Origin of the sequence: Pseudomonas sp. Ps21-P2, assembly GCF_039672565.1 — a bacterium.
Classification (GTDB): Bacteria; Pseudomonadota; Gammaproteobacteria; order Pseudomonadales; family Pseudomonadaceae; genus Aquipseudomonas.
Map to the genome: position 1 here is coordinate 332,671 of NZ_JBDFPL010000002.1, position 22,241 is coordinate 354,911.

Here is a 22,241-nt window from a genome sequence, read left to right on the forward strand (position 1 = left end):
CCGCCGAAGCGACCCTTTGTTTATGTTTCAACGACTTATCAATCGAACGGGTGACGCAGAACGATCGTCTCGTTGCGATCAGGGCCCGTCGAAATAATGTCGATCGGTGCGCCAACCAGTTCTTCAAGGCGCTTGATGTAGGCGCGAGCGTTGGCAGGCAGCTCTTCCAGGGTCTTGGCACCCAGGGTCGACTCGGACCAGCCCGGCACTTCTTCGTACACTGGCTCCAGGCCGATGTAGCTGTCAGCGTCGGTCGGGGCGTCGATCACTGCACCGTTCTCGTTCTTGTAGCCCACGCAGATGTTGATGGTCTCGAGACCGTCAAGCACGTCCAGCTTGGTCAGGCAGATGCCCGAGATGCTGTTGACGTCGATGGCGCGGCGCAGGATAACGGCGTCGAACCAGCCACAGCGGCGGGCACGGCCGGTGGTTGCACCGAACTCGTGGCCACGCTTGGCCAGAAATGCGCCGACGTCGTCGAACAGCTCAGTCGGGAACGGACCCGAACCCACGCGAGTGGTGTAGGCCTTGGTGATGCCCAGGATGTAATCCAGGTACATCGGACCCATGCCCGAACCGGTGGCGATGCCGCCGGCAGTGGTGTTCGAGCTGGTGACGTACGGGTAGGTACCGTGGTCGATGTCCAGCAACGAACCCTGGGCACCTTCGAACATGATGTCTTTGCCGGCGCGACGCATTTCGTGCAGCGTAGCGGTCACGTCGAGCATCATCGGCTTGAGCAGCTCGGCGTATTCCATGCACTCGTCGAGTGTCTTCTGGAAGTCGATGGCCGGCTCTTTGTAGTAATTCACCAGAACGAAGTTGTGGTAATCCAGCAGCTCGCCCAGCTTGGCGGCGAAGCGTTCGCGGTGGAACAGATCACCAATGCGCAGGCCACGACGCGCAACCTTGTCTTCGTAAGCCGGGCCGATGCCACGACCGGTCGTGCCGATCTTGTGCTCGCCACGGGCTTTTTCACGGGCCTGATCAAGGGCCACGTGATAGGACAGGATCAGCGGGCAGGACGGGCTGATGCGCAGACGCTCGCGCACCGGAATGCCTTTCTCTTCCAGCTTGGTGATTTCGCGCATGAGTGCATCAGGCGCAACAACCACACCGTTGCCGATCAGGCACTGCACGCCTTCGCGCAGAACGCCGGACGGAATCAGGTGCAGGACGGTTTTCTCGCCGTCGATCACCAGCGTGTGGCCAGCGTTGTGGCCGCCTTGATAGCGCACTACCGCGGTTGCATGTTCGGTCAGCAGATCAACGATCTTGCCTTTGCCCTCATCACCCCATTGGGTGCCCAGGACTACGACATTCTTACCCATAACACTTGTCCTCATTCGCGCAAACTTGGTACCGGCAGCGGCCGGCGGGGAAACTCAAGAGGCCAGCGGCATTACCTGCCAACGCTCGCCCTGCTGAATCAATTGCCGATCGCAGTCGGCGTCTTGCGCCGCTGAAACCGGTTGGCCTGGCAAGGCCTGAACCACACGCTGACCTTCTGCGCGCAGCTGACAGACCTTCTGCCACAGCACCGCATCAGTGCTGTCCGGCATCCAGATACCGCCTGACGGTAGCTCGATCTGCGCCTGACCGCGTGTCACCAGGGTTTTCAGATCGGTGGAAAACCCCGTCGCCGGGCGGGCGCGACCGAAGTCGGCACCAATGTCATCATACCGACCACCCTGGGCGATCGACTGGCCAACACCCGGCACGAACACCGCAAACACCACACCGGTGTGGTAGTGGTAGCCGCGCAACTCGCCGAGGTCAAAATACAACGGTAGCTCAGGAAACCGGGCCGACAGACGTTCGGCGATTTCCTGCAGATCATCCAGCGCTTCGATGACCGGCGCCGGCGCATTCGCCAGACGGTCGCGAGCCTGCGCCAACACGCTACGGTCGCCACACAGATCCACCAGCGCGCGCAGCATGCTGGCCAGATCCGCCGACAGACCTTCGGTCAACGCAATGACCTCGTCGATGGCTTTGCGCTGAAGTGCATCAAACAGCTGTTGTTCTACTTCGCCGGACAACCCGGCAGCGCGGGCGAGACCGCGGTAAATCCCGACATGGCCCAGGTCCATATGGACGTCCGGCACGTCAGCCAGTTGCAGCATCGCCAACATGAGGCTGATGACTTCGACGTCGCTGCTTGGGCTCGCATCGCCGTACAGCTCGGCACCCAGCTGGATCGGGCTGCGCGAGGACGACAACGCACGCGGCTGGGCATGCAGCACGCTGCCTGCGTAGCAGAGACGGCTCGGGCCTTCACGGCGCAAAGTGTGTGCGTCGATGCGGGCGACCTGCGGCGTGATGTCCGCGCGGAACCCCATCTGCCGACCCGATTGCGGGTCGACGACTTTAAAGGTGCGCAGATCCAGATCCTGGCCCGCACCGGTGAGCAGCGATTCGAGGTATTCGATGTGCGGGGTGACGACAAACTCGTAGCCCCAGCTCTGACACAGATCCAGCACCTGACGACGCGCGACTTCAATACGCGCAGCTTCCGGCGGCAGTACTTCTTCGATGCCATCCGGCAGCAGCCAGCGGTCAACCGTTGCCATTACGCCTTTCCCCTATGATCCGGGCGGCCGGCCCTTGGGCAAGCCTTGAGTGAAGCAGACAGCGTTCTACGGGCGCAGGACAAGGAAACCTCCCCTGCCTGATGCGCCGCAATAGCGTGAACACTGTCCTCGAAAAAACTGCCGCGCACGGAACACGCCACGGCCAATCAATCGTGCAGACGCAAAAAAGCCGGGAATTTCCCGGCTGCCGCATCATACACACGTTTTGTCGCGCGATCACCCCGACGGGCAGTTTTGCCGCCCGGCGGAGTGATCAAGTGTTGATGCGATTACGGCTTGGACTTTTGCAGATAGCGGAAAAACTCGCTGCCTGGGTCAAGCACCATCACGTCGCTTTTGTTGGCGAAGCTTTCACGGTAGGCACGCAGGCTACGGTAGAACGCATAGAACTCCTGATCCTGACCGTAGGCTTTGGAGTAAATGGCGGACGCCTGAGCATCACCATCACCGCGGGCCTCTTCAGACTCGCGATACGCTTCAGCCAACAGAACGCGGCGCTGACGATCGGCGTCGGCACGGATGCCTTCAGCCAGCTCGTTACCCTTGGCGCGATGCTCGCGGGCTTCACGCTCACGCTCGGTGCTCATGCGCTCGAACACGCTGCGGTTCACTTCCTTCGGCAAATCGATGGCCTTGACCCGAACATCGACCACTTCGATGCCCAGCTCTTTGCCGGCCATGGTGTTAAGCGACGCAGTGATGTCAGCCATCAACGCGTCACGCTCACCTGAAACCACCTCGTGCAGGGTGCGCTTGCCGAACTGGTCGCGCAAACCAGACTCGAGACGACGGGAAAGGCGCTCATCGGCGATCTGCTTCAGGCCGGATGTCGCGGTGTAGAAACGCTCAGCGTCCTTCACACGCCACTTGGCATAGGCATCAACCATCACGGCTTTCTTTTCGAGCGTCAGGAAACGCTGAGTCGGCGCATCGAGGGTCATCAAGCGACCATCGAACTTGCGCACCTGATTCACGTAAGGAATCTTCACATGCAGACCTGGCGAAACATCCGCCTGAACCACGCGACCGAACTGCAGGAGCACCGCGCGCTCGGTCTGAGCGACGATGTAGAAGCTGTTCCATGCGACCACGGCCAACACGACGCAGACAATCAGGGCAACCAGAGATTTATTGCTCATCAGCGAGTCTCCCTAGTGCGCGTGTCACGCTGCTGTTGCATGTCCGCTGCCCGTGAGCCCGGGTCTGCCGGTGCAGCAGCAGCGCCGCCGGCGGTAGACGAATTGGAACCGTTACGGCTGCTATCGATCATTTTGTCCAACGGCAGGTAAAGCAGGTTGTTCTGACCTTTGTCGCCGGTCACGAGTACCTTGCTGGTGTTGCTGAAGACTTCCTGCATGGTGTCCAGATACAGACGCTCACGCGTGACTTCCGGTGCCTTGCGGTACTCGGCGACAAGCTTGGTAAAGCGATCTGCCTCACCCTTGGCCCGAGAGACCACTTCATCGCGATAACCGTTGGCGTCTTCGACGATACGCTGAGCCTGACCGCGCGCTTCCGGAATCACACCGTTGGCGTAGGTTTCAGCCTGGTTGCGTGAGCGCTGCTCGTCTTCACGGGCGCGGATCACGTCATCGAACGCTTCCTGAACTTCGCGTGGCGCCGCAGCGCTCTGCACGTTGACCTGAGTCACGGTGATGCCGGTGCGATAGGTATCGAGGAAGCGCTGCAGCCGCTCCTTGATTTCGCTGGCCATCAACTCACGACCTTCAGTCAGCACCTGATCCATGGCGGTTGAACCGACCACATGGCGCAAGGCACTTTCGGTCGCATGCTGCAGGCTGACTTCAGGCTGATCAACGTTCAGCACGAAATCCTGCAGATTGGTAATTTTGTACTGCACGGTCAGTGGCACTTCGACAATGTTCTCGTCTTCGGTAAGCATCTGGCCCTGCTTGCTGTACGCACGTTCGCGCGTCACGTTTTCGAGGTACTTGCGATCGAACGGCGGGAAATAGATGTTCAGACCCGGCCCGACGGTTTCGTAGTACTTGCCGAAGCGCAGCACAACGGCCTGCTCCTGCTCGTCGACCACATAGATTGCGTTGTACAGCCAGATGGCGAGCAGCACGACCAGACCGATGCCGAGCAGGCCAAGGCCACCGCCCTTGCTCGATCCACCGCCGCTGCCGCCGCCATCGCCACTGCGTTTCTTGCCACCACCGAACAACCCATTCAGGCTTTCCTGCAGCTTACGGAAGGCCTCGTCGAGATCCGGTGGCCCCTTGCGGTCGCCGCCCTTGCGCTTACCACCCCAAGGATCCTGATTATTCGAGTTGCCACCCGGCTCATTCCAAGCCATAGCGCTCTCCATCTGATAAAGCAAAGACGCGCCCGCGGCGCGCCGACCAATGCTACAGAATGCCCGTCAAAGCGGTACAACCGCTTTGTCAGGCTTTTATTGCAAAGTGTGTTGCTCGATGAATTCGAGCGGCTGCAGTCCTTCGCGACTCACCAGGCGATTGAATTCAACTCGGGGTAACCGAACAGCCAGAAGACTCTGGCCTTCTTCGTCGTGTTCTTCGCTCTGCACCGCGCCCAAGTTGAAAAACTGGGCACGCAACCGGGCGAACTCCTGCGTCAGGCGCAACGTCCCCACAAAGAGATCATTGCCCAATACTTCGGCGATGGCTTGCCTGAGCAAATCCAGACCGCGTCCGTCACGGGCAGAAACCCAGACCCGCTGCGGCTTGCCATTAGCATCGCGTTGAATCTGCGGCTCCACCCCTTCGAGCAGATCGAGTTTGTTATAGACCTCGAGCATCGGCAAGTCCTGGGCGCCAATCTCGCCCAGCACCACCATGACCTGCTCGATCTGCTCAAGGCGATCGGGCTCGTGAGCGTCGATCACATGCAGCAGCAGATCGGAGTTGCTCGATTCTTCGAGCGTAGCCCGAAAGGCCTCGACCAGCTTGTGCGGCAAATGGCGGATAAAACCCACCGTATCGGCCAGCACAATCGGCCCGAGGTCTTTGACTTCAAGGCGGCGCAGGGTCGGGTCGAGGGTCGCGAACAGTTGATCCGCCGCGTAGACGTCGGAGTCAGTCACCGCATTGAACAGCGTTGACTTGCCGGCGTTGGTATAGCCGACGATCGACACCGTAGGGATATCGGCGCGGGACCGGCCACGACGAGCCTGATCACGCTGACTGCGGACTTTTTCAAGCCGGCCCTTGATCTGACGCAAGCGCACGCGCAACAGACGTCGGTCCGTTTCAAGCTGGGTTTCACCCGGGCCGCGCAGACCGATACCGCCGCCCTGACGCTCAAGGTGAGTCCAGCCACGGACCAGCCGCGTACTCATGTGTTCAAGCTGGGCCAGTTCGACCTGCAGCTTGCCTTCGTGGGTGCGCGCCCGTTGGGCGAAGATGTCGAGAATCAGGCCCGTACGGTCAAGCACGCGACACTCGAAAACACGTTCGAGGTTACGTTCCTGACTGGGGGTAAGGACATGATTGAAGATGACGATATCTGATTTTTCGGTTTTGACCAGGTCGCGTAATTCCTCGACCTTGCCGCTGCCCACCAGATACTTGGCCGTAGGTCGATGTCTTGGCACGTTGACGAACGAGACAATATCGGCACCGGCCGACAGCGCCAGTTCCCTGAACTCCTGCGGATCTTCGCGCGCCTCAGGGTCCTGACCATCCAAGTGAACGAGGATCGCCCGCTCACCACCACTGTGGCGCTCAAAGAACAAAGCAGACTCCTATCAGGCGTTACCTGGCTCGGCGTCAGCCTGCTCGGATTCGGTAGCGCTAGGCAGACGAATCGGGCGGACAGGAACGACAGTCGAGATGGCGTGTTTGTAGACCATTTGGCTGACAGTGTTCTTCAGCAAAATAACGAACTGGTCAAAAGATTCGATAGTGCCTTGCAGCTTGATGCCGTTTACCAGATAGATCGAAACCCCAACCTTTTCTTTACGCAAAGTGTTCAGGTAAGGGTCTTGTAGCGAATGCCCTTTTGACATGTGCCGCACTCCTTTAAGGATCAATAGAATAAATTTCGAAAACGTTGGCTTGGGCCGCTACCTCCCGAAGGCTATCCCCCAAGGATAGACGGCTATTGCAAGGACTCAGCTCAATATGGAGACCGACCCCAGGTATTTCAAGGCGCGTGACAGATTGTCGCTAGCCAGGCTGTCCAACCAGTGCAAATCCTGCCAGCTGCGCAACCAGGTGAACTGCCTCTTGGCCAGCTGGCGCGTGGCAATGATGCCGCGCTCCCGCATCTCATCCCGAGTCAGCTTGCCGTCCAGATGATCCCAGACCTGGCGATACCCTACAGCTCTTATAGACGGTAAATTCGAGTGCAGATCACCCCTCGAACGTAGCGCTACGACTTCTTCAACGAATCCTTCATCAAGCATTTGCCTGAAACGCACAGCAATTCGGTCGTGGAGCACCTTGCGATCCGTCGGTGCGATCGCGAGATTTGCGACAGTATAGGGCAATTGATGACGCCCCGAAGCGCTCGCTTGAGCACTTTGCGCACTTTGTTGTTCACGGTGCGCGGTCATGCTCATTCCGCTCACCCGAAAGACTTCCAGCGCACGAACCAGCCGCTGAGGATCGTTGGGGTGAATTCTCGCTGCCGACACCGGATCGACGCTCGCCAGCTCATCATGCAGTGCCTGCCAACCCTGACTGGCCGCTTGCGCCTCAATCTGCGCACGAATCTCGGCGTCAGCCGCCGGCATATCGGCCAGGCCTTCCAGTAGAGCCTTGAAATACAACATCGTGCCGCCCACCAGCAGGGGAATTTTTCCCCGGGCGGTAATTTCCCCCATCGCCTGCAAGGCATCGGTTCGAAAATCCGCCGCAGAGTAGCTTTGGCCGGGGTCGAGAATATCGATGAGCCGGTGCGGATACTTTTCCAGAAGTGCCTTTGATGGCTTGGCGGTGCCGATGTCCATGCCGCGATACACCAGCGCGGAATCCACGCTGATCAGCTCACACGGAAGCACCTTGGTCAGCTCGATGGCGAGATCGGTTTTCCCGGCGGCGGTCGGCCCCATCAGAAAGATGGCCGGAGGAAGAGCACTCATCAGCGACCGCGCAGGAATAGTTTGTCCAGATCATCCAGACCCAGCTGGGTCCAGGTGGGCCGTCCGTGGTTGCATTGACCGCTGCGCTCGGTGTTTTCCATGTCACGCAGCAGGCCGTTCATTTCCGGAATGGCCAGACGCCGGTTGGCGCGAATCGCGCCGTGGCACGCCATGGTGCCCAGCAGTTCATTCATGTGCGCCTGAACGCGGTCGCTGGTGCCGTACTCCATCAGATCGCCCAGCACGTCGTGCACCAGTCGATTCGCCTCAGCCTGCTTGAGCAGTGCAGGTATCTGCCGTATCGCGAGCGTCTCTGGCCCCAGGCGCTGTAATTCGAAGCCCAGTTGCTGGAAGGTCGTCATATGCTCTTCGGCGCAGTCGGCCTCTCGCTGGCTGACCGCGATGGACTCCGGCACCAGCAGCGGCTGACCGCTCAGGCCTTCGCTGGCCATGGCGATCTTCAAACGTTCATACATGATCCGCTCATGGGCGGCGTGCATGTCCACCAGCACCAGGCCGTGGGCGTTTTCCGCGAGGATATAAATGCCCTTGAGCTGAGCGAGGGCATAACCCAGCGGCGGCACATCGCCTTGGGAGTCGGGCAACGCGACGCTGCCTGCACCCACCGGAGCCTGTGCGCCGGGCAGCGGGGCAAAGAATTCGCTGTAAGCGGCACGCGCCTCTTCAGCCGGAAGCACCGACGACGGCCGCGGCGTGTACTGATACTGATAACCTGCGCCGCTGCCAGAGCCGGGGGCGGCTCCGGCGGGCGGGTTCCAGGCCTGACCCTGCGGCGTCTCGAGCACGTTATTGGCCAGGCGCATTTCGCCCTGGGGCCCGAACTCGCCGGCATCCGGCCCGCTTGGTCTCACCAGCGCGGTGACCGAGGTCGTACCTGCAAGCTGATCCTCAGGCCGTACATCGCCGAGCGCCCGATGCAGCGTTCCGTAGAGGAAATCGTGAACCATGCGCCCGTCTCGGAACCGCACTTCATGCTTGGTCGGGTGAACGTTGACGTCGACGACCGCCGGATCGACTTCAAAAAACAGCACGAAGGTCGGATGCCGGCCGTTGAACAATACGTCGCGATAAGCCTGACGCACCGCGTGGGCAACCAGTTTGTCGCGGACCGCGCGGCCGTTGACGAAGAAATACTGCAGATCGGCCTGACTGCGGGAGAACGTCGGCAGTCCGACCCAACCCCATAACCTCAGCCCATTGCGCTCGACCTCGATCGGCAGCGCCTGTTCCAGAAACCCGGGACCGCAAATAGCCGACACCCGCCGCGCACGCGATACGTCATCCCGCGCCTCGTGCAGGCTCAGGACCGTCTTGCCGTTGTGGCGCAAATGAAAGGCCACGTCAAACCGCGCCAGCGCCATGCGCTTGATGACTTCCTGGAGATGATCGAACTCGGTCTTCTCAGCCTTGAGAAACTTGCGCCGCGCAGGAGTGTTGAAGAACAGGTCGCGCACTTCCACGGAGGTGCCGACAGGGTGCGCAGCAGGCTGAACGCGAGAAGCCATGTCGCGGCCTTCGGTCTCGACCTGCCACGCCTGATCAGCATCGCGGGTGCGCGACGTCAGGGTCAGACGGGCCACGGAGCTGATCGAGGCCAGCGCCTCACCCCGGAAACCAAGGCTCATGACGCGCTCAAGGTCTTCCAGCTCGCGGATCTTGCTGGTGGCATGTCGGGCCAGCGCCAGGGGCAGGTCATCCGAAGAAATGCCGCCACCGTCGTCGCGAACACGCAGCAGCTTGATGCCGGCCTGCTCAACGTCGACATCGATACGACGCGCGCCGGAATCGAGGCTGTTTTCGAGCAGTTCCTTGATTACTGATGCCGGTCGCTCGACGACCTCGCCCGCAGCAATCTGGTTGGCAAGCCGTGGGCTGAGCAGCTGGATACGCGCGGCTTCTGCCGCAGGCAAATCCGCGCTTACGCTGACATCCAGTTCCTGATCACCGAGCAACAGGTCAGTCACGGCTCACCTGCCAGTTCTGCGCTGGGGATTCTCAGTTGCTGGCCGACTTTTAATTCGTCAAAACTCAGATGATTGGCGGTGCGAAGCATCGGCATGGTCATGTCGTAGCGCGCCGCGATCATGCTCAGCGATTCGCCGGGACGGACCGTGTGCTCGCGCGCACCCATCGCGAGTTTGCCGTTGTCCCGCAGCCAGGCGATATACGTACCTTGCGGCGGATTCTGCTGGAAGAATTGCTTCACGCCGGCGGTGATGGAACGCGCCAACGCTTGCTGGTGGCTTGCACCTTCCAGCTTGTTCGCTTCCGCCGCGTTGGAGATAAAGCCGGTCTCGACCAGAATCGACGGAATGTCCGGCGACTTCAGCACCATGAAGCCGGCCTGCTCGACGCGGGATTTGTGCAACGAGGTCACGCGGCCGATGTTGGTCAGAACCTTCTGGCCAACGTTCAGGCTTGAGGTCAGCGACGCGGTCATCGACAGATCAAGCAGTACGCCGGCGAGCATGCGGTCTTTGTCATCAAGGCTCACGGCCCCGGCGCCCCCGATCAAGTCGGAACGGTTTTCACTGTCCGCCAGCCAGCGTGCGGTCTCAGAAGTCGCGCCGCGCTCGGACAAAGCAAACACCGAAGCCCCGAACGCCGCCGAGGAAGGCGCCGCGTCGGCGTGAATGGAGACGAACAGATCAGCGCCCTTGGCGCGTGCGATTTCCGTGCGCTTACGCAGCGGGATGAAGTAGTCGCCCGTACGCGTCAGCTCGGCGCGATAGCCCTTCTCGCCGTTGATCTGGCGCTGCAGCTCCTTGGCAATCGCGAGCACGACGTTCTTTTCTTTCTCACCGCGGCCGCCGGACGCGCCTGGGTCTTCGCCGCCGTGACCGGCATCGATGACGACGACGATGTCACGCTTGCCATTCGGCACAGGGGTGAGTTTGATTTCAGGCTTGGACGGGCTGACCGGGACCGCAGGCGTCGCCGGAGCAGCGGTGGCCGGGGTATCGGCAACCGATGGCGGCGGATTGGCATCGGCAGCGTTGTCGTACAGGTCGACGACCAGACGGTTGCCGTATTGCTGGTTCGGCGCGAGGGTGAAACTCTTTGGTGTTACCGCCTTTTTCAGGTCGATGACCACGCGCAGGTCGTCAGGCGTGCGCTGCGCCGAGCGCATGCTGGTGATCGGCGTGTTGGCTGTCGGCACGTTCAGCGGCCCACCCAGGGTGGCGCCATTGATATCAATGACCAAACGATCAGGGGACTGCAGCGTGAAGACGCTGTGCTGAACGGGGCCAGACAGATCGAAAACCAGCCGAGTGTTATCCGGAGCACGCCATAAGCGGACACTTCGTACCTGTGAAGCGGCCAACGCGTCGACAGCCAGTGTCGCCAGCAGCAGTCCAATCACAGTAACCAGCGCGCGCATGCGCATACCAAACCCCATATCTAATGAATTTCTATTTAAACGACGGCGCCAAAGCGGCACACCACTGCTCACCACGGGAGCTTTTAGGGCTCAGCGTCAGCGCTCGACCTTGATCGAGCGGCCTTATGGTAATGATCAGGTCAGGCTTTGGCAAAAAGCCTGCACCAAGATTGGGCCATTCGATGAGACAAAGGGCATTGCCTTCGAAATAGTCCCGGATGCCGAGGAATTCTAGCTCTTCTGGATCAACAAGTCGGTAGAGATCAAAGTGATACGCGCGGTTTCTCCCAATTTCGTAAGGTTCTACCAGCGTAAACGTCGGACTTTTAACCGCGCCAGTATGGCCGAGACCTCGGATGATCCCTCGGGACAGCGTGGTCTTGCCCGCCCCCAGGTCGCCCTCCAGAAAAATAATCCCATTGCTTTCAGTCACTTGGGCAATACGTGCGCCGAAGTGGGTCATGGCCTGTTCACCCATGAGCTCCAGGGTTAGCTCAGACACGGTTGGTGCTCCTCCAGAAGCTGGCGAATAACAGGAATCAGATCAGCGGCAGCGAGCCCTCGCCCGCTGGCGCCACATTGCTCACCGGCGAGGGCGTGCAGCCAGACGCCCAGACAGGCAGCGTCGTAGGCGCTCATCTTTTGCGCCATCAGCGCGCCGATGACACCGGACAGCACATCGCCCAGCCCGCCGGTTGCCATCGCCGGATGGCCGTGATCGGCCAGTGCGAGGTCACCGGCAGGGTTGGCGATCAGGCTGCCGCTGCCTTTTAAAACGCATACAGCGTTAAATTTTTTAGCCAGCGCCCGCGCCGCAGCCGGACGATCGGCCTGAATCTGTTTGGTATCGGCGCCCAGCAGCCGCGCGGCTTCGCCAGGATGCGGGGTGATTACGCTGCCCTCCGGCAGTTGCACCGTGCCGGTCGCCAGCTCATTCAATGCGTCGGCATCCCAGACCTGCGGCAACGGCGCGTTGGCAGCCGCCGACAACAGGCTTTTCCCCCAACTGTGCTGACCGAGGCCCGGACCGACCACCAGCACCGACGCGGGCTCGATCAAGGCGCGCAACTGGTTGGCCGAGCTGATGCCGGCGCTCATGACTTCGGGGAATCGCGTCAGCGCGGCGCTGACATGTTCCGGCCGCGTTGCCAGCGTGACCATGCCCGCGCCGGTGCGCAGCGTGCTTTCAGTGGCGAGCAATGCCGCGCCGCCGAAACCCCGGTCGCCGCCCACCACCAGCACGCGGCCGAACATGCCCTTGTGCGCAGTGCGTGAGCGAGGGGCCAGGGTGGGCAGATTGAAAGTATCCAGCCGTTTGACGCTCACTGGCGTCTGCCGAATGATCTCGGCGTCCGCCTGCAAGTCATCGAACACCAGCTCACCCACCAGCTCGGGCGCATCGCCGGTAAACAGCCCGACCTTGAGGCCGATGAAGGTGACGGTGAGATCGGCGTGAACGGCACAGCCGAGGGTTCGCCCCGTATCTGCGCACAGTCCCGAAGGGAGATCGATGGCCACGACCGGCAACTCACTGTCGTTGATGGCTTCGATGGCCGCAGCGTAAGGCGCGCGCACGTCGCCCGTCAGTCCAGTCCCCAGTAACGCGTCGACCACGATGCCGGCCAGCGCCTGCTGTTGCCATGACTGAATATCGACATTGGCGGCGACGGCCTCTTCATAGGCCGAACGGGCATCGCCGGCCAGCGCGTCGCAATCATCCACGGCCAGCACGTTAACTTGCCAACCGGCACGTCGGGCCAGCGCAGCAATGAGATAGCCGTCACCTGCGTTCTTGCCGCGACCGGCCATCACCGTCAGCTGTTTGTCCTCAGGCCAACGGCGGCGTATTGCCCGCCACGCGGCATGGGCGGCCCGTTGCATCAGCTCGAAGCCGGGCGTGCCGGCGGCAATCAGGCGCGCATCGAGGTCGCGGACCTGAGCGGCGCTGTACAGTGCGTCGGGAAATGGGGGTTTGCTGTGCAACATGCGTCTTTGGGCTCCGATGTCTGGCAGAATTATACGCACCTGCGCCCCGGTGTCCTCCTTGCATGTCCGCGATAACTGTAGATCCATCCACAGCCTCAACGCCCCTCTCGGCGGCCGGGCTGACCGACCTTGCCCAATCGATCAAGGGTTGGGGGCGCGAGCTTGGCTTTCAGCAAGTCGGGATCTCGGGGCTGGACCTGGCTGAGCACGAGCAGCACTTGGAGCGATGGCTCGACGCCGGGTACCACGGCGAGATGGACTATATGGCAGCGCATGGCAGCAAACGTTCGCATCCGGACGAGCTGGTGCCAGGAACCCTGCGCGTGGTGTCGTTGCGCATGGACTATCTTCCCGGCGACACGCAGATGGCCCAACTGCTGGGGCAGCCCGAGAAAGCCTACGTTTCCCGTTACGCGCTGGGCCGTGATTACCACAAGCTGATCCGCAAGCGCGTGCAGCAACTGGCGGAGCGTATTCAACAGGCGATCGGGCCATTCGGGTTTCGCGCGTTCGTCGACAGCGCACCGGTGCTGGAGAAGGCCATTGCCGAGCAGGCCGGGCTGGGCTGGATCGGCAAGAACACCCTGGTGCTCAATCGCAAGGCCGGCAGTTATTTCTTCCTCAGCGAACTGTTCGTCGACCTGCCGCTACCGGTAGACGCGCCACACGCCACCGAGCATTGCGGGCGCTGCACGGCGTGCCTGGACGTCTGCCCGACCAATGCGTTCGTCGGGCCCTACGTACTGGATGCGCGCAAGTGCATTTCCTACCTGACCATCGAGCTAAAGACGTCGATCCCCGAAGACTTGCGCTCACTGATCGGCAATCGGGTGTTTGGCTGCGATGACTGCCAGATCGTCTGCCCGTGGAATCGCTTCGCCCGGCCCACCGATCAGACAGACTTCAAGCCGCGGCACGGCCTTGATAACGCCGAATTGACGACGCTTTTTTTGTGGGATGAAACGACCTTCCTGAGCAACACCGAAGGCTCACCGTTGCGGCGCGCCGGGTATGAGCGGTGGCTCAGAAATCTGGCCGTGGGGCTGGGTAACGCGCCGTCTAGCATCCCGGTGATCGAAGCGCTGAAAGCGCGGCGGGAGCATCCGTCAGAGATGGTGCGCGAGCATGTGGAATGGGCGTTGCGGCAGCATGAAGCCAGGGCCCCAGGACGCTTGCTGTAATAACGCGCTGACTCAATGCCCATCCTTGTAAACAAACTTCGGCATTTCCCAGCGAAACCTGATCGCCAGCAGCCGCAGCAACAGCCCGCCAAACAGAGTGATCAGCGTGCCCTGCTCCACCGGCAAGCCGGCGTACTGACACAGTAAAAAGCACCACGCGGCGGCGAACGACACGCTGGCATACAGCTCGCGGCGGAAGATGAGAGGGATGTCGTTGCAGAAAATATCCCGCAGGATCCCGCCAAACACGCCCGTAATCACCCCGCTCACGGCGGCGACGGTCATGCTCAAGCCCATGTCCAGCGCGGTCATGCAGCCGATCAGTGTGAACGCCACCAACCCCAGCGCATCGAGCACCAGAAACAGCGAGCGCAGATGGCGCATCAGCGGTGCGATGAAAATCGTCACCAGCGCCGCGACGCTGGTGAGGATCAGATATTCCGGATGCTTGACCCACGTCAGCGGGTAATGCCCCAGCAGCACGTCGCGAACCGAACCGCCACCCAATGCCGTGATGCACGCGATCAGCACCACACCGAACCAGTCCATGCCGCGACGGCCTGCGGACAGCGCGCCGGTCATGGCCTCGGCCGTAATAGCGATCAGGTAGAGCATCAACAACATGGCGGCAGTCCCTGCGAGAAAGGGGCGCAGTCTAACCACTCGACCGGGGCACCAAAAGAGAGCGTTTAGCTTTGCTCCCTCTCCAGGCGACCGCGCTTGGCTGCCGGCGCCCTGTCATCAGGACTTGATGAAGTGCTCGCGATAGAAACGCAGCTCGGCGATCGACTCACGGATATCGTCCAGCGCCAGGTGAGTGCTGCCCTTCTTGAACTTGAGATCAGGCGACCAACGTGCGGCCAGCTCCTTAAGCGTCGAGACGTCGAGGTTGCGGTAGTGAAAGTAGTTTTCCAGCGTCGGCATGCGCTTGTACAGGAAGCGACGATCCTGGCAGATGCTGTTGCCGCAGATGGGCGAACTGCGCTCGGGAACCCACTGCTTGATGAACTCAAGCGTCATGGCCTCGGCTTCGTCGTTGGAAATCTTGCTTTCGCGCACGCGCTGGGTCAGACCGGAGCCACCGTGCTGGCGGGTGTTCCACTCGTCCATGCCGTTCAGCAGCTCATCGCTCTGGTGAACCGCGATGACCGGGCCTTCGGCCAGGGTGTTGAGTTCGCTGTCGGTGATGATCGTTGCCATCTCGATGATGACGTCGTTATCAGGGTCCAGACCGGTCATTTCCAGGTCGATCCAGATCAGATTCTGTTTGTTCTGCATATGTCGGCTCCTCAGCGTTGGCGCGCAGTTTAGCCCACCCGGGCGTGCTAGACTCGCTCGCGCTTTATCAAATCAGCACCTTTATGCGTCTTCAAACGGAACACTGAACACCCATGGCCAAACGCCAACTCAATCGCCGCCAGAACTGGCGCATCGAAAAGATTCAGGGCGAACGCGCAGCGCGTGCCGCAAAACGTGAATCAACCGCTCTCGAAACGCTGGAAGGCGGCGATCTCGGTCCCGAACAAACGGGGCTGGTCATCGCGCATTTTGGCGTGCAGGTAGAAGTCGAAGCGCAGGAAGGCGAGCTGCAGGGTCAGGTTTTCCGCTGCCACTTGCGCGCCAACCTGCCAGCACTGGTGACCGGCGACCGAGTCGTCTGGCGCGCGGGCAATCAGGGCATCGGCGTGATCGTTGCGCAACTGCCCCGCGATACAGAACTGAGCCGCCCGGACAGCCGGGGCCAGCTCAAGCCGGTCGCCGCCAACGTTGACCTGATCGTCATCGTTTTCGCACCGATGCCCGAACCCCATGCCAACCTGATCGATCGTTACCTGGTGGCTGCCGAGCACGCGGGGATTCGCCCGCTGTTGCTGTTGAACAAGTTTGACTTGATCGACGATCAGAACGCCCCGGCGCTCAATGCGCTGCTGGCCGTTTATCGCACGCTGGGTTACCCGGTGCTGGAAGTGTCGGCCCACCACGGCGACGGCATGCAGCAATTGCAGGACCAGCTGGATGGCCACATCAGTGTGTTCGTCGGCCAGTCCGGCGTCGGCAAATCCTCGCTGGTCAACAGCCTGCTGCCGGAAGTCGGCACCCGCGTCGGGCCGTTGTCGGAGTATTCGGGCCAAGGTACGCACACCACGACCACCGCGCGCCTGTTCCACTTCCCGCGCGGCGGCGACCTGATCGACTCACCGGGTATTCGTGAATTCGGCCTGGGCCACGTCAGCCGTGCCGACGTCGAAGCGGGCTTTATCGAGTTCAATGATCTGCTCGGCCGATGCCGCTTCCGCGACTGCAAACACGACCGCGAACCCGGTTGTGCGTTGTTGCAGGGCCTTGCAGACGGACGCGTGCAGCAGCAGCGCATGAACAGCTATCGCTCGATTATCGCGAGCCTGCCGGAAAGCAGTTATTGATTCAGCGGTAGTGGCCAATCCGATTTAGGCCTTCCCGGCTGAAGCCGGTCCTACTGACTGCGGGCCCGTTAATTGAAACGCGCACACAAAAACGCCGCGATCATCGCGGCGTTTTTGTGTCTGCAACCCAGTATCAGTTCTTGGTGTCGTCGATCTTCAACTGGCCCTGATCGAAGATGTTCAGCTTCTGCCGAATCTCGTGGGGCTGGGCATAAGCCTGTGGGTCAACGGCAGGTGTGGAAGTGGACGCCCCTGGCTGATTGGCCGGCGCTGTAGCGCCAGGTACAGGCGATGGCGCAGGAGCTCCTGGTGCATCCGGGGTTTGCGGCGCTTCACCTGAATTCTGCGCGCCTTCGATCCGCTGCTGCGCTTTCTTGGTCATCACCACAATGTCGATGCGACGGTTGATCGGGTTTTGCGGGTGCTCCTTGTCATACAGTGCAGAAGACGCATAACCCACTACGCGCGCCACCTGCTGATCCGGATACCCTCCCGCGACGAGCGCCCGGCGTGCGGCGTTCGCTCGACCGGACGACAGCTCCCAGTTACCGAAGCCATTGTTACCAACAAAGGGCGTCGCGTCGGTGTGTCCGCTGATGCTGACTTTGTTCGGCACCGCTTTGATGGTGTCGGCCATGGCCAGCAAGATGTCTTCGAAATACGGTTTGAGCTTTGCGCTGCCGATGTCAAACATCGGGCGGTTTTCGGCGTCCATGATCTGGATGCGCAAACCGTCCTGGGTGATCTCGAACAGAATCTGGTCCTTGAACTTCGCCAGTTGCGGATTCTCGTTGATCTTGGTCTGCAACTCTTGCAGCAACATCTCCAGACGGTCCTGCTCGACCTGCTCGGCGGCGGCATCCTGTTGGTCTGCATCAACGGGCACGCGATCCGGCGCAGGCGTGGATTGCACTTCCGGGTTGAGCGTCTGGTTAGGGGACATTTCCGGCGAACCGCCCAGGTCAATCACATAGGGCGAGCCGCTGTCGGAAAAACCGACCGGGTCCTTGAAGTAACCGGCGATGGCGAGCAGTTGCTCGGGGGTGGCCGACGACATCAGCCACAGCACCAGAAAGAACGCCATCATCGCCGTCGCGAAGTCGGCAAAGGCAATTTTCCAGGCGCCGCCGTGATGCCCCCCGCCGTAGCGCTTGACGCGCTTTATGATAATCGGCTGATTATTTTCCATGGATCAACGACCGCGGACAGCTTGTTCCAGCTCGCTGAAGCTGGGGCGATGGGCCGGATACAGAACCTTGCGACCGAACTCCACGGCCAGCGAAGGCGGCACGCCGGACGCCGACGCTACGAGCGAAGCCTTGATCGATTCATAGACGTTCATTTCTTCCTTGGCATCGTGGGCCAGGGAAGTGGCCAACGGACCGAAGAAACCGTACGCCGCAAGAATACCGAAGAAGGTCCCCACCAGCGCCGCGCCGACGTGCATGCCGATCGCGGCTTTGTCGCCGGAACCCAGGGAGGCCATGGTCACCACGATACCCAGTACCGCAGCAACGATACCGAAACCCGGCATGGCGTCGGCGACACCGGTCACTGCGTGGGAAGGATGCTCGAGCTCTTCTTTCATGCTCAGCAATTCCATGTCGAACAAGCCTTCCAGCTCGTGGGGTGCCATGTTGCCGGAAGACATGATGCGCAGGTAATCGCAGATGAAAGCGATCATGCGGGTGTCTTTGAGCACGCCAGGGTATTTGGCGAAAATCGGGCTGTTCTCGGGCTCTTCAATGTCGCCTTCGATGGCCATCATGCCTTCGCGGCGACTCTTGTTGAGGATCTCGTAGACCAGGCCCAGCACTTCGAGGTAGTAGCCGTGGGTGAACCGGGTGCTGAACATCTTCAAGGACTTCTTGATGACCAGCATGGTCATATAGCCCGGGTTGGCTTGCAGGAATGCGCCCAGCGCCGCACCGCCGATGATCATGACCTCGAAAGGCTGGATCAACGCAGCGATCTGACCGTGGGACAGTACGTATCCGCCGAGAACGCTCGCGAAAACGACGATGATGCCGATAATTTTTGCCATAGGTAGAGAATACTTACTGAGTCGGGTTCATGGTCATTGTGCGAGAAGCGCTTGAAACTCTTGTCCTGCTTATCGGCATGAATGCGCCAGACTATAGTCAGATCACAGGAAAATGCTGACCGATGCGTGGCGCAGGACGTTGCGTCCATGAGGGCCAGCATGATGCCAGTACCCGACATTGATCAAAACCTCCCAGCCGTACGGGTGTTGTGAATGCAATCAGATAAAGCTACTTCGCTCCCTGTTCCGCGCACCCTCGATACCTGGATAAAGCAGCTCGACAGCATCGCATTGCCGGTGCCCGCGGTGGCGTATCAGCGCGTGCAGGCGGCATTGACCGACAGCCGCCGCTCGCTGCGCGATATTGCCGATCTCATGCAGGACAGCCCGGCGCTGGTGCTCAACATTTTGCGCGAAGCCAACCTGAACAGCCCCGCCACGGCTCAGCCTGCGGAGAGTCTTGAAGTCGCCATCAACCGCCTGGGTCTGGCGCGTACCGAGGCGCTGCTGGCGCGGTTGCCGAGTGTCGATGCTCGGGATATCCCTATGGCGCTGCGCCAGATACAACTGATCAGTCAGCACGCCATGCAACAGGCTTACGGCCTGTTCGCCAATCAACTGGCCCGGCTGTGGCAGGACATCCATCTGGGCAGCCTGCTGTTTCTCTCGCCCCTCTGGCCGTTGGCGCTGGCCCACCCCAAACTGCTGGAAGAATGGGAATTGCGGGTTATCCACAAGGGCGAATCTGCCAAGACCGTGGAGCAGGCACTGTTTGGCGTGCGGCTGGTGCGTTTGTGTCAGGGGCTGGCGCAGCACTGGCGCCTGCCGATCTGGGTGACCCAGGGCTACGAACTGCTGACCTCCCAGCAACGCAATCTGGTGAAAGTGCTGCGCATCGCCCATAGCAACAACGACCCACTCAAGCAGCAACAGCAACTCGACGCCGATCTGCCGCTGCGGCGCTGGCTTAACCAGCCCGCCAATACAATTCTGCTGGCCAACGGCCTCGCGCTGTCGGCGCACCAGGCCTGGGACACGCCGCATAACCTGCGCTGGCAACTGCTGACCAGCCTGTATCTGCAACAGTCACTGGATCATCTCCAGCAGCAGGTTCACCAGAATGCGGCGGCCAGCGCTCGCCAGCATTCCGGCCCGGATATCTGGCACCCGGCGCAGGCTTTGCTTTGGCCGTGGAGTGCACGACGAGTACATAAAGGCTTGCTGCCTGCACCGCCCCCCTCGCCCGACGCCTTGCAGCTGTGGCGCAAGCACTGCGCCGATCTGTTGAAAGAGCCCGGCATTTTCATCAACGCGATACACCTGACCACCTGCGCCCGGGATGCATTGGTGGCGGCGGGCATGCAGCGAGTGGTGTTGCTGATGACCGATCGCAAGACCGACAGCCTGCGCGTGCATCAGATCGCAGGCGTGGACAAGTCGGCCGCTGCGTTGCTGGTGCCCTACAAAGACAGCACCGTGCTGCAACGCTTGCTCGCTCAACCCACGCAATTGCGCCTGACACCGGCCAACAACGCCCAGTTTTCGGCGCTGCTGCCGCCGCAGCTGCGCAATCTGTTCAGCGGCGAAAACCTGCTGATTCGCTCACTGGCCAGCAATGGCCGTGTGGTGATGATGGTGGTGGCTGATCAGGGCGGCGGACCGTTTTCCGAAGTGTCCGTCCAGGCGTTCGGAAAAACCGGTCAGTGCATCGAGAAAGCGCTGACCACCTTTAGCCATCGCAATGGCTGACGGCTGAGCTACAATTCGCAACCTTTTCGCGATCCGGAGACGCTAGATGTCTGCCTTTTCAAGCTTGCCGCTGGTCATCGAGCCCGCAGACCTGCAAGCACGCCTCAGCGCGCCAGAGCTGATTCTGGTCGACCTGACCAGCCCGGCCCGCTACGAGGCCGGCCACATTCCCGGCGCGCGATTCGTCGATCCGAAACGCACGCAACTGGGCCTGCCACCTGCGCCGGGACTGCTGCCCTCGCACAGCCATCTTGAAGCGTTGTTCGGCGAGCTGGGCCACAACCCCGATGCGGTGTACGTGGTCTACGACGACGAAGGCGGCGGTTGGGCCGGCCGCTTCATCTGGCTGCTCGACGTCATCGGACACAAAAAGTATCACTATATCGACGGTGGCCTGCTCGCCTGGCAGGCCGAAGGTCTGCCGCTGTCGTCAGAGGTGCCACAAGCAGTCGGCGGTCCGGTCTCGCTCACCTTGCACGACGAGCCCACGGCCACCCGCGAATACCTGCAAAGCCGCCTCGGCGCCGATGACCTGGCGATCTGGGACGCTCGCGCGCCAACTGAATATTCCGGCGAGAAAGTCGTCGCCGCCAAGGGAGGTCATATTCCCGGCGCCGTGAACTTCGAATGGACCGCCGGCATGGACCAGGCACGCCACCTGCGCATCCGCAAGGACATGCCGCAGATCCTCAAAGACCTGGGCATTACCCCGGAGAAAGAAATCATTACCCACTGCCAGACCCATCATCGTTCGGGCTTCACCTATCTGGTGGCCAAGGCGCTGGGTTACCCGAGGGTCAAGGGCTACGCAGGCTCATGGGGCGAGTGGGGCAACCATCCGGACACCCCGGTCGAGAAATAATCGGCGCCCGACGTGGCATAGATCCGTATTCCCTTTTTCAAACGTTTTAGGAACCTTGATGAAACAGCGTCTGTTTATCCTTTTCCAGTATCTGCTTCCCCATCATCTGCTGTCGCAACTGGCGGGCTGCGTGGCCGAATGCCGCGTGCGCTGGTTCAAAAATGCCTTCACCCAATGGTTTGCGCGACGCTACCAGGTCGACATGTCTCAGGCTCAGGTTGAGGACATCACCGGGTACCCGCACTTCAACGACTTCTTCACCCGCGCCCTCAAACCGGGCGCGCGTCCACTGGACCCAACGCCGGGCGCGATCCTTTCTCCTGCCGATGGCGCGGTCAGCCAACTGGGCCCAATTGAACACGGCCGCATCTTCCAGGCCAAAGGCCATAGCTACAGCGTACTGGAACTGCTCGGCGGCGATGCGCGCCTGTCCGCGCCGTTCATGGGTGGCGAATTCGCCACCGTTTACCTGTCGCCGAAGGACTATCACCGTGTTCACATGCCGCTCGCCGGCACCCTGCGCGAGATGGTCTATGTGCCCGGCCGGCTGTTCTCGGTAAACCAGACCACGGCGGAAAACGTACCAGAGCTGTTCGCCCGTAACGAACGCGTCGTGTGCCTGTTCGACACCGAACGCGGACCGATGGCCGTCGTGCTGGTCGGTGCCATGATCGTTGCCTCGATCGAAACCGTCTGGGCCGGTCTGGTCACGCCACCGAAACGCGAGCTCAAGACTTTCCGTTACGACGAAGCCGCGCGCGCACCCATTCATCTGGAAAAAGGCGCCGAGCTGGGTCGCTTTAAACTGGGTTCTACGGCCATCGTGCTGTTCGGGCCCAATCAGGTGAAGTGGTCCGAGCTGCTGGCGGCCGGTTCTGCCGTTCAGATGGGTCAGGGCATCGCGCTGCCATTGCAGGCCTGATTCTTGCCT

At 61.0% G+C, this 22,241-nt stretch carries 20 protein-coding genes; 5 read left to right on the top strand and 15 right to left on the bottom strand.

Annotated elements, in window-relative coordinates; all coding sequences use genetic code 11:
* Positions 1–38: 38 nt before the first annotated feature.
* The 11 genes from ABEH28_RS05410 to ABEH28_RS05460 all read right to left on the bottom strand — a co-directional run bounded on the left by ABEH28_RS05410 (position 39) and on the right by ABEH28_RS05460 (position 13,051).
* Positions 39–1,331, bottom strand: a complete 1,293-nt coding sequence (locus ABEH28_RS05410) for an adenylosuccinate synthase (protein WP_122533816.1) — start codon at positions 1,329–1,331, stop codon at positions 39–41.
* A 54-nt stretch (positions 1,332–1,385) separates the two neighbouring features.
* Positions 1,386–2,573: an ATP phosphoribosyltransferase regulatory subunit gene (locus ABEH28_RS05415; protein WP_346629334.1), complete on the bottom strand. Its 1,188-nt coding sequence runs from the start codon at positions 2,571–2,573 to the stop codon at positions 1,386–1,388.
* Positions 2,574–2,863: 290 nt separating this feature from the next.
* Positions 2,864–3,733 (bottom strand): protease modulator HflC, encoded by an 870-nt coding sequence (gene hflC / locus ABEH28_RS05420; RefSeq protein ID WP_122533818.1) that lies wholly within the window; start codon positions 3,731–3,733, stop codon positions 2,864–2,866.
* Entirely contained in the window at positions 3,733–4,914 is a 1,182-nt protein-coding gene (hflK, locus tag ABEH28_RS05425) for an FtsH protease activity modulator HflK (protein ID WP_192171092.1), read from the bottom strand. Before hflK ends, hflC begins: the two co-directional genes overlap by 1 nt.
* A 96-nt stretch (positions 4,915–5,010) precedes the next feature.
* Complete coding sequence (gene hflX / locus ABEH28_RS05430) at positions 5,011–6,312, bottom strand: ribosome rescue GTPase HflX (RefSeq protein ID WP_346629335.1); 1,302 nt, start codon at positions 6,310–6,312, stop codon at positions 5,011–5,013.
* Positions 6,313–6,324: 12 nt separating this feature from the next.
* On the bottom strand, positions 6,325–6,585 hold the full coding sequence (gene hfq / locus ABEH28_RS05435) for an RNA chaperone Hfq (RefSeq protein ID WP_019691505.1): 261 nt from the start codon (positions 6,583–6,585) through the stop codon (positions 6,325–6,327).
* Between the two features lie 105 nt (positions 6,586–6,690).
* On the bottom strand, positions 6,691–7,662 hold the full coding sequence (miaA, locus tag ABEH28_RS05440) for a tRNA (adenosine(37)-N6)-dimethylallyltransferase MiaA (RefSeq protein WP_346629336.1): 972 nt from the start codon (positions 7,660–7,662) through the stop codon (positions 6,691–6,693).
* Positions 7,662–9,593, bottom strand: coding sequence for a DNA mismatch repair endonuclease MutL (mutL, locus tag ABEH28_RS05445; RefSeq protein WP_346629539.1), 1,932 nt, complete (start codon positions 9,591–9,593; stop codon positions 7,662–7,664). Before mutL ends, miaA begins: the two co-directional genes overlap by 1 nt.
* Positions 9,594–9,643: 50 nt before the next feature.
* The gene (locus ABEH28_RS05450) at positions 9,644–11,083 is read right to left on the bottom strand and encodes an N-acetylmuramoyl-L-alanine amidase (protein ID WP_346629337.1); all 1,440 of its coding nucleotides are present in this window, start codon (positions 11,081–11,083) and stop codon (positions 9,644–9,646) included.
* 13 nt (positions 11,084–11,096) lie between these two features.
* Positions 11,097–11,567, bottom strand: coding sequence for a tRNA (adenosine(37)-N6)-threonylcarbamoyltransferase complex ATPase subunit type 1 TsaE (tsaE, locus tag ABEH28_RS05455; protein WP_346629338.1), 471 nt, complete (start codon positions 11,565–11,567; stop codon positions 11,097–11,099).
* Positions 11,555–13,051 carry an NAD(P)H-hydrate dehydratase gene (locus ABEH28_RS05460; RefSeq protein ID WP_346629339.1) on the bottom strand — a complete coding sequence of 499 codons (1,497 nt, stop codon included), beginning with the start codon at positions 13,049–13,051 and terminating at the stop codon, positions 11,555–11,557. The genes tsaE and ABEH28_RS05460 overlap by 13 nt, the downstream gene beginning before the upstream one ends.
* 62 nt (positions 13,052–13,113) lie before the next feature.
* Here ABEH28_RS05460 and queG point away from each other — a divergent pair, with 62 nt between their 5' ends.
* Complete coding sequence (queG, locus tag ABEH28_RS05465) at positions 13,114–14,232, top strand: tRNA epoxyqueuosine(34) reductase QueG (protein WP_346629340.1); 1,119 nt, start codon at positions 13,114–13,116, stop codon at positions 14,230–14,232.
* Between the two features lie 12 nt (positions 14,233–14,244).
* Here the strand turns inward: queG and ABEH28_RS05470 are convergent, their stop codons facing one another.
* Together ABEH28_RS05470 and orn are read right to left on the bottom strand one after the other, a co-directional pair.
* A complete protein-coding gene (locus tag ABEH28_RS05470) occupies positions 14,245–14,856 on the bottom strand; it encodes a trimeric intracellular cation channel family protein (protein WP_122533826.1) in 612 nt (203 codons plus the stop codon).
* A 117-nt stretch (positions 14,857–14,973) separates the two neighbouring features.
* On the bottom strand, positions 14,974–15,510 hold the full coding sequence (gene orn / locus ABEH28_RS05475) for an oligoribonuclease (protein ID WP_065987811.1): 537 nt from the start codon (positions 15,508–15,510) through the stop codon (positions 14,974–14,976).
* 113 nt (positions 15,511–15,623) lie between these two features.
* Here orn and rsgA point away from each other — a divergent pair, with 113 nt between their 5' ends.
* Positions 15,624–16,655, top strand: coding sequence for a small ribosomal subunit biogenesis GTPase RsgA (rsgA, locus tag ABEH28_RS05480; RefSeq protein ID WP_192171099.1), 1,032 nt, complete (start codon positions 15,624–15,626; stop codon positions 16,653–16,655).
* Between the two features lie 133 nt (positions 16,656–16,788).
* Here the strand turns inward: rsgA and motB are convergent, their stop codons facing one another.
* Together motB and motA are read right to left on the bottom strand one after the other, a co-directional pair.
* Positions 16,789–17,844, bottom strand: coding sequence for a flagellar motor protein MotB (motB, locus tag ABEH28_RS05485; protein ID WP_282367709.1), 1,056 nt, complete (start codon positions 17,842–17,844; stop codon positions 16,789–16,791).
* A 3-nt stretch (positions 17,845–17,847) separates the two neighbouring features.
* The gene (gene motA / locus ABEH28_RS05490) at positions 17,848–18,699 is read right to left on the bottom strand and encodes a flagellar motor stator protein MotA (protein WP_037015764.1); all 852 of its coding nucleotides are present in this window, start codon (positions 18,697–18,699) and stop codon (positions 17,848–17,850) included.
* Positions 18,700–18,912: 213 nt separating this feature from the next.
* Between motA and ABEH28_RS05495 the strand changes: the two genes are divergently transcribed.
* From ABEH28_RS05495 to asd, 3 genes are read left to right on the top strand one after another with little or no spacing between them, the layout of a single operon-like run.
* On the top strand, positions 18,913–20,448 hold the full coding sequence (locus ABEH28_RS05495) for an HDOD domain-containing protein (RefSeq protein WP_346629341.1): 1,536 nt from the start codon (positions 18,913–18,915) through the stop codon (positions 20,446–20,448).
* A gap of 46 nt (positions 20,449–20,494) precedes the next feature.
* A complete protein-coding gene (locus tag ABEH28_RS05500) occupies positions 20,495–21,310 on the top strand; it encodes a rhodanese-like domain-containing protein (RefSeq protein WP_192171102.1) in 816 nt (271 codons plus the stop codon).
* Between the two features lie 58 nt (positions 21,311–21,368).
* Complete coding sequence (gene asd / locus ABEH28_RS05505; protein WP_197983592.1) at positions 21,369–22,232, top strand: archaetidylserine decarboxylase; 864 nt, start codon at positions 21,369–21,371, stop codon at positions 22,230–22,232.
* Positions 22,233–22,241 lie beyond the last annotated feature (9 nt).

What these genes read in the sequence shown, in the direction of transcription:
- ABEH28_RS05410 (WP_122533816.1), bottom strand. Translation starts at nt 1,331, where the DNA reads ATGGGTAAGAATGTCGTAGTCCTGGGCACCCAATGGGGTGATGAGGGC.
- ABEH28_RS05415 (WP_346629334.1), bottom strand. Translation starts at nt 2,573, where the DNA reads ATGGCAACGGTTGACCGCTGGCTGCTGCCGGATGGCATCGAAGAAGTA.
- hflC (WP_122533818.1), bottom strand. Translation starts at nt 3,733, where the DNA reads ATGAGCAATAAATCTCTGGTTGCCCTGATTGTCTGCGTCGTGTTGGCC.
- hflK (WP_192171092.1), bottom strand. Translation starts at nt 4,914, where the DNA reads ATGGCTTGGAATGAGCCGGGTGGCAACTCGAATAATCAGGATCCTTGG.
- hfq (WP_019691505.1), bottom strand. Translation starts at nt 6,585, where the DNA reads ATGTCAAAAGGGCATTCGCTACAAGACCCTTACCTGAACACTTTGCGT.
- miaA (WP_346629336.1), bottom strand. Translation starts at nt 7,662, where the DNA reads ATGAGTGCTCTTCCTCCGGCCATCTTTCTGATGGGGCCGACCGCCGCC.
- ABEH28_RS05450 (WP_346629337.1), bottom strand. Translation starts at nt 11,083, where the DNA reads ATGGGGTTTGGTATGCGCATGCGCGCGCTGGTTACTGTGATTGGACTG.
- ABEH28_RS05460 (WP_346629339.1), bottom strand. Translation starts at nt 13,051, where the DNA reads ATGTTGCACAGCAAACCCCCATTTCCCGACGCACTGTACAGCGCCGCT.
- queG (WP_346629340.1), top strand. Translation starts at nt 13,114, where the DNA reads ATGTCCGCGATAACTGTAGATCCATCCACAGCCTCAACGCCCCTCTCG.
- ABEH28_RS05470 (WP_122533826.1), bottom strand. Translation starts at nt 14,856, where the DNA reads ATGTTGTTGATGCTCTACCTGATCGCTATTACGGCCGAGGCCATGACC.
- orn (WP_065987811.1), bottom strand. Translation starts at nt 15,510, where the DNA reads ATGCAGAACAAACAGAATCTGATCTGGATCGACCTGGAAATGACCGGT.
- rsgA (WP_192171099.1), top strand. Translation starts at nt 15,624, where the DNA reads ATGGCCAAACGCCAACTCAATCGCCGCCAGAACTGGCGCATCGAAAAG.
- motB (WP_282367709.1), bottom strand. Translation starts at nt 17,844, where the DNA reads ATGGAAAATAATCAGCCGATTATCATAAAGCGCGTCAAGCGCTACGGC.
- motA (WP_037015764.1), bottom strand. Translation starts at nt 18,699, where the DNA reads ATGGCAAAAATTATCGGCATCATCGTCGTTTTCGCGAGCGTTCTCGGC.
- ABEH28_RS05495 (WP_346629341.1), top strand. Translation starts at nt 18,913, where the DNA reads ATGCAATCAGATAAAGCTACTTCGCTCCCTGTTCCGCGCACCCTCGAT.
- ABEH28_RS05500 (WP_192171102.1), top strand. Translation starts at nt 20,495, where the DNA reads ATGTCTGCCTTTTCAAGCTTGCCGCTGGTCATCGAGCCCGCAGACCTG.
- asd (WP_197983592.1), top strand. Translation starts at nt 21,369, where the DNA reads ATGAAACAGCGTCTGTTTATCCTTTTCCAGTATCTGCTTCCCCATCAT.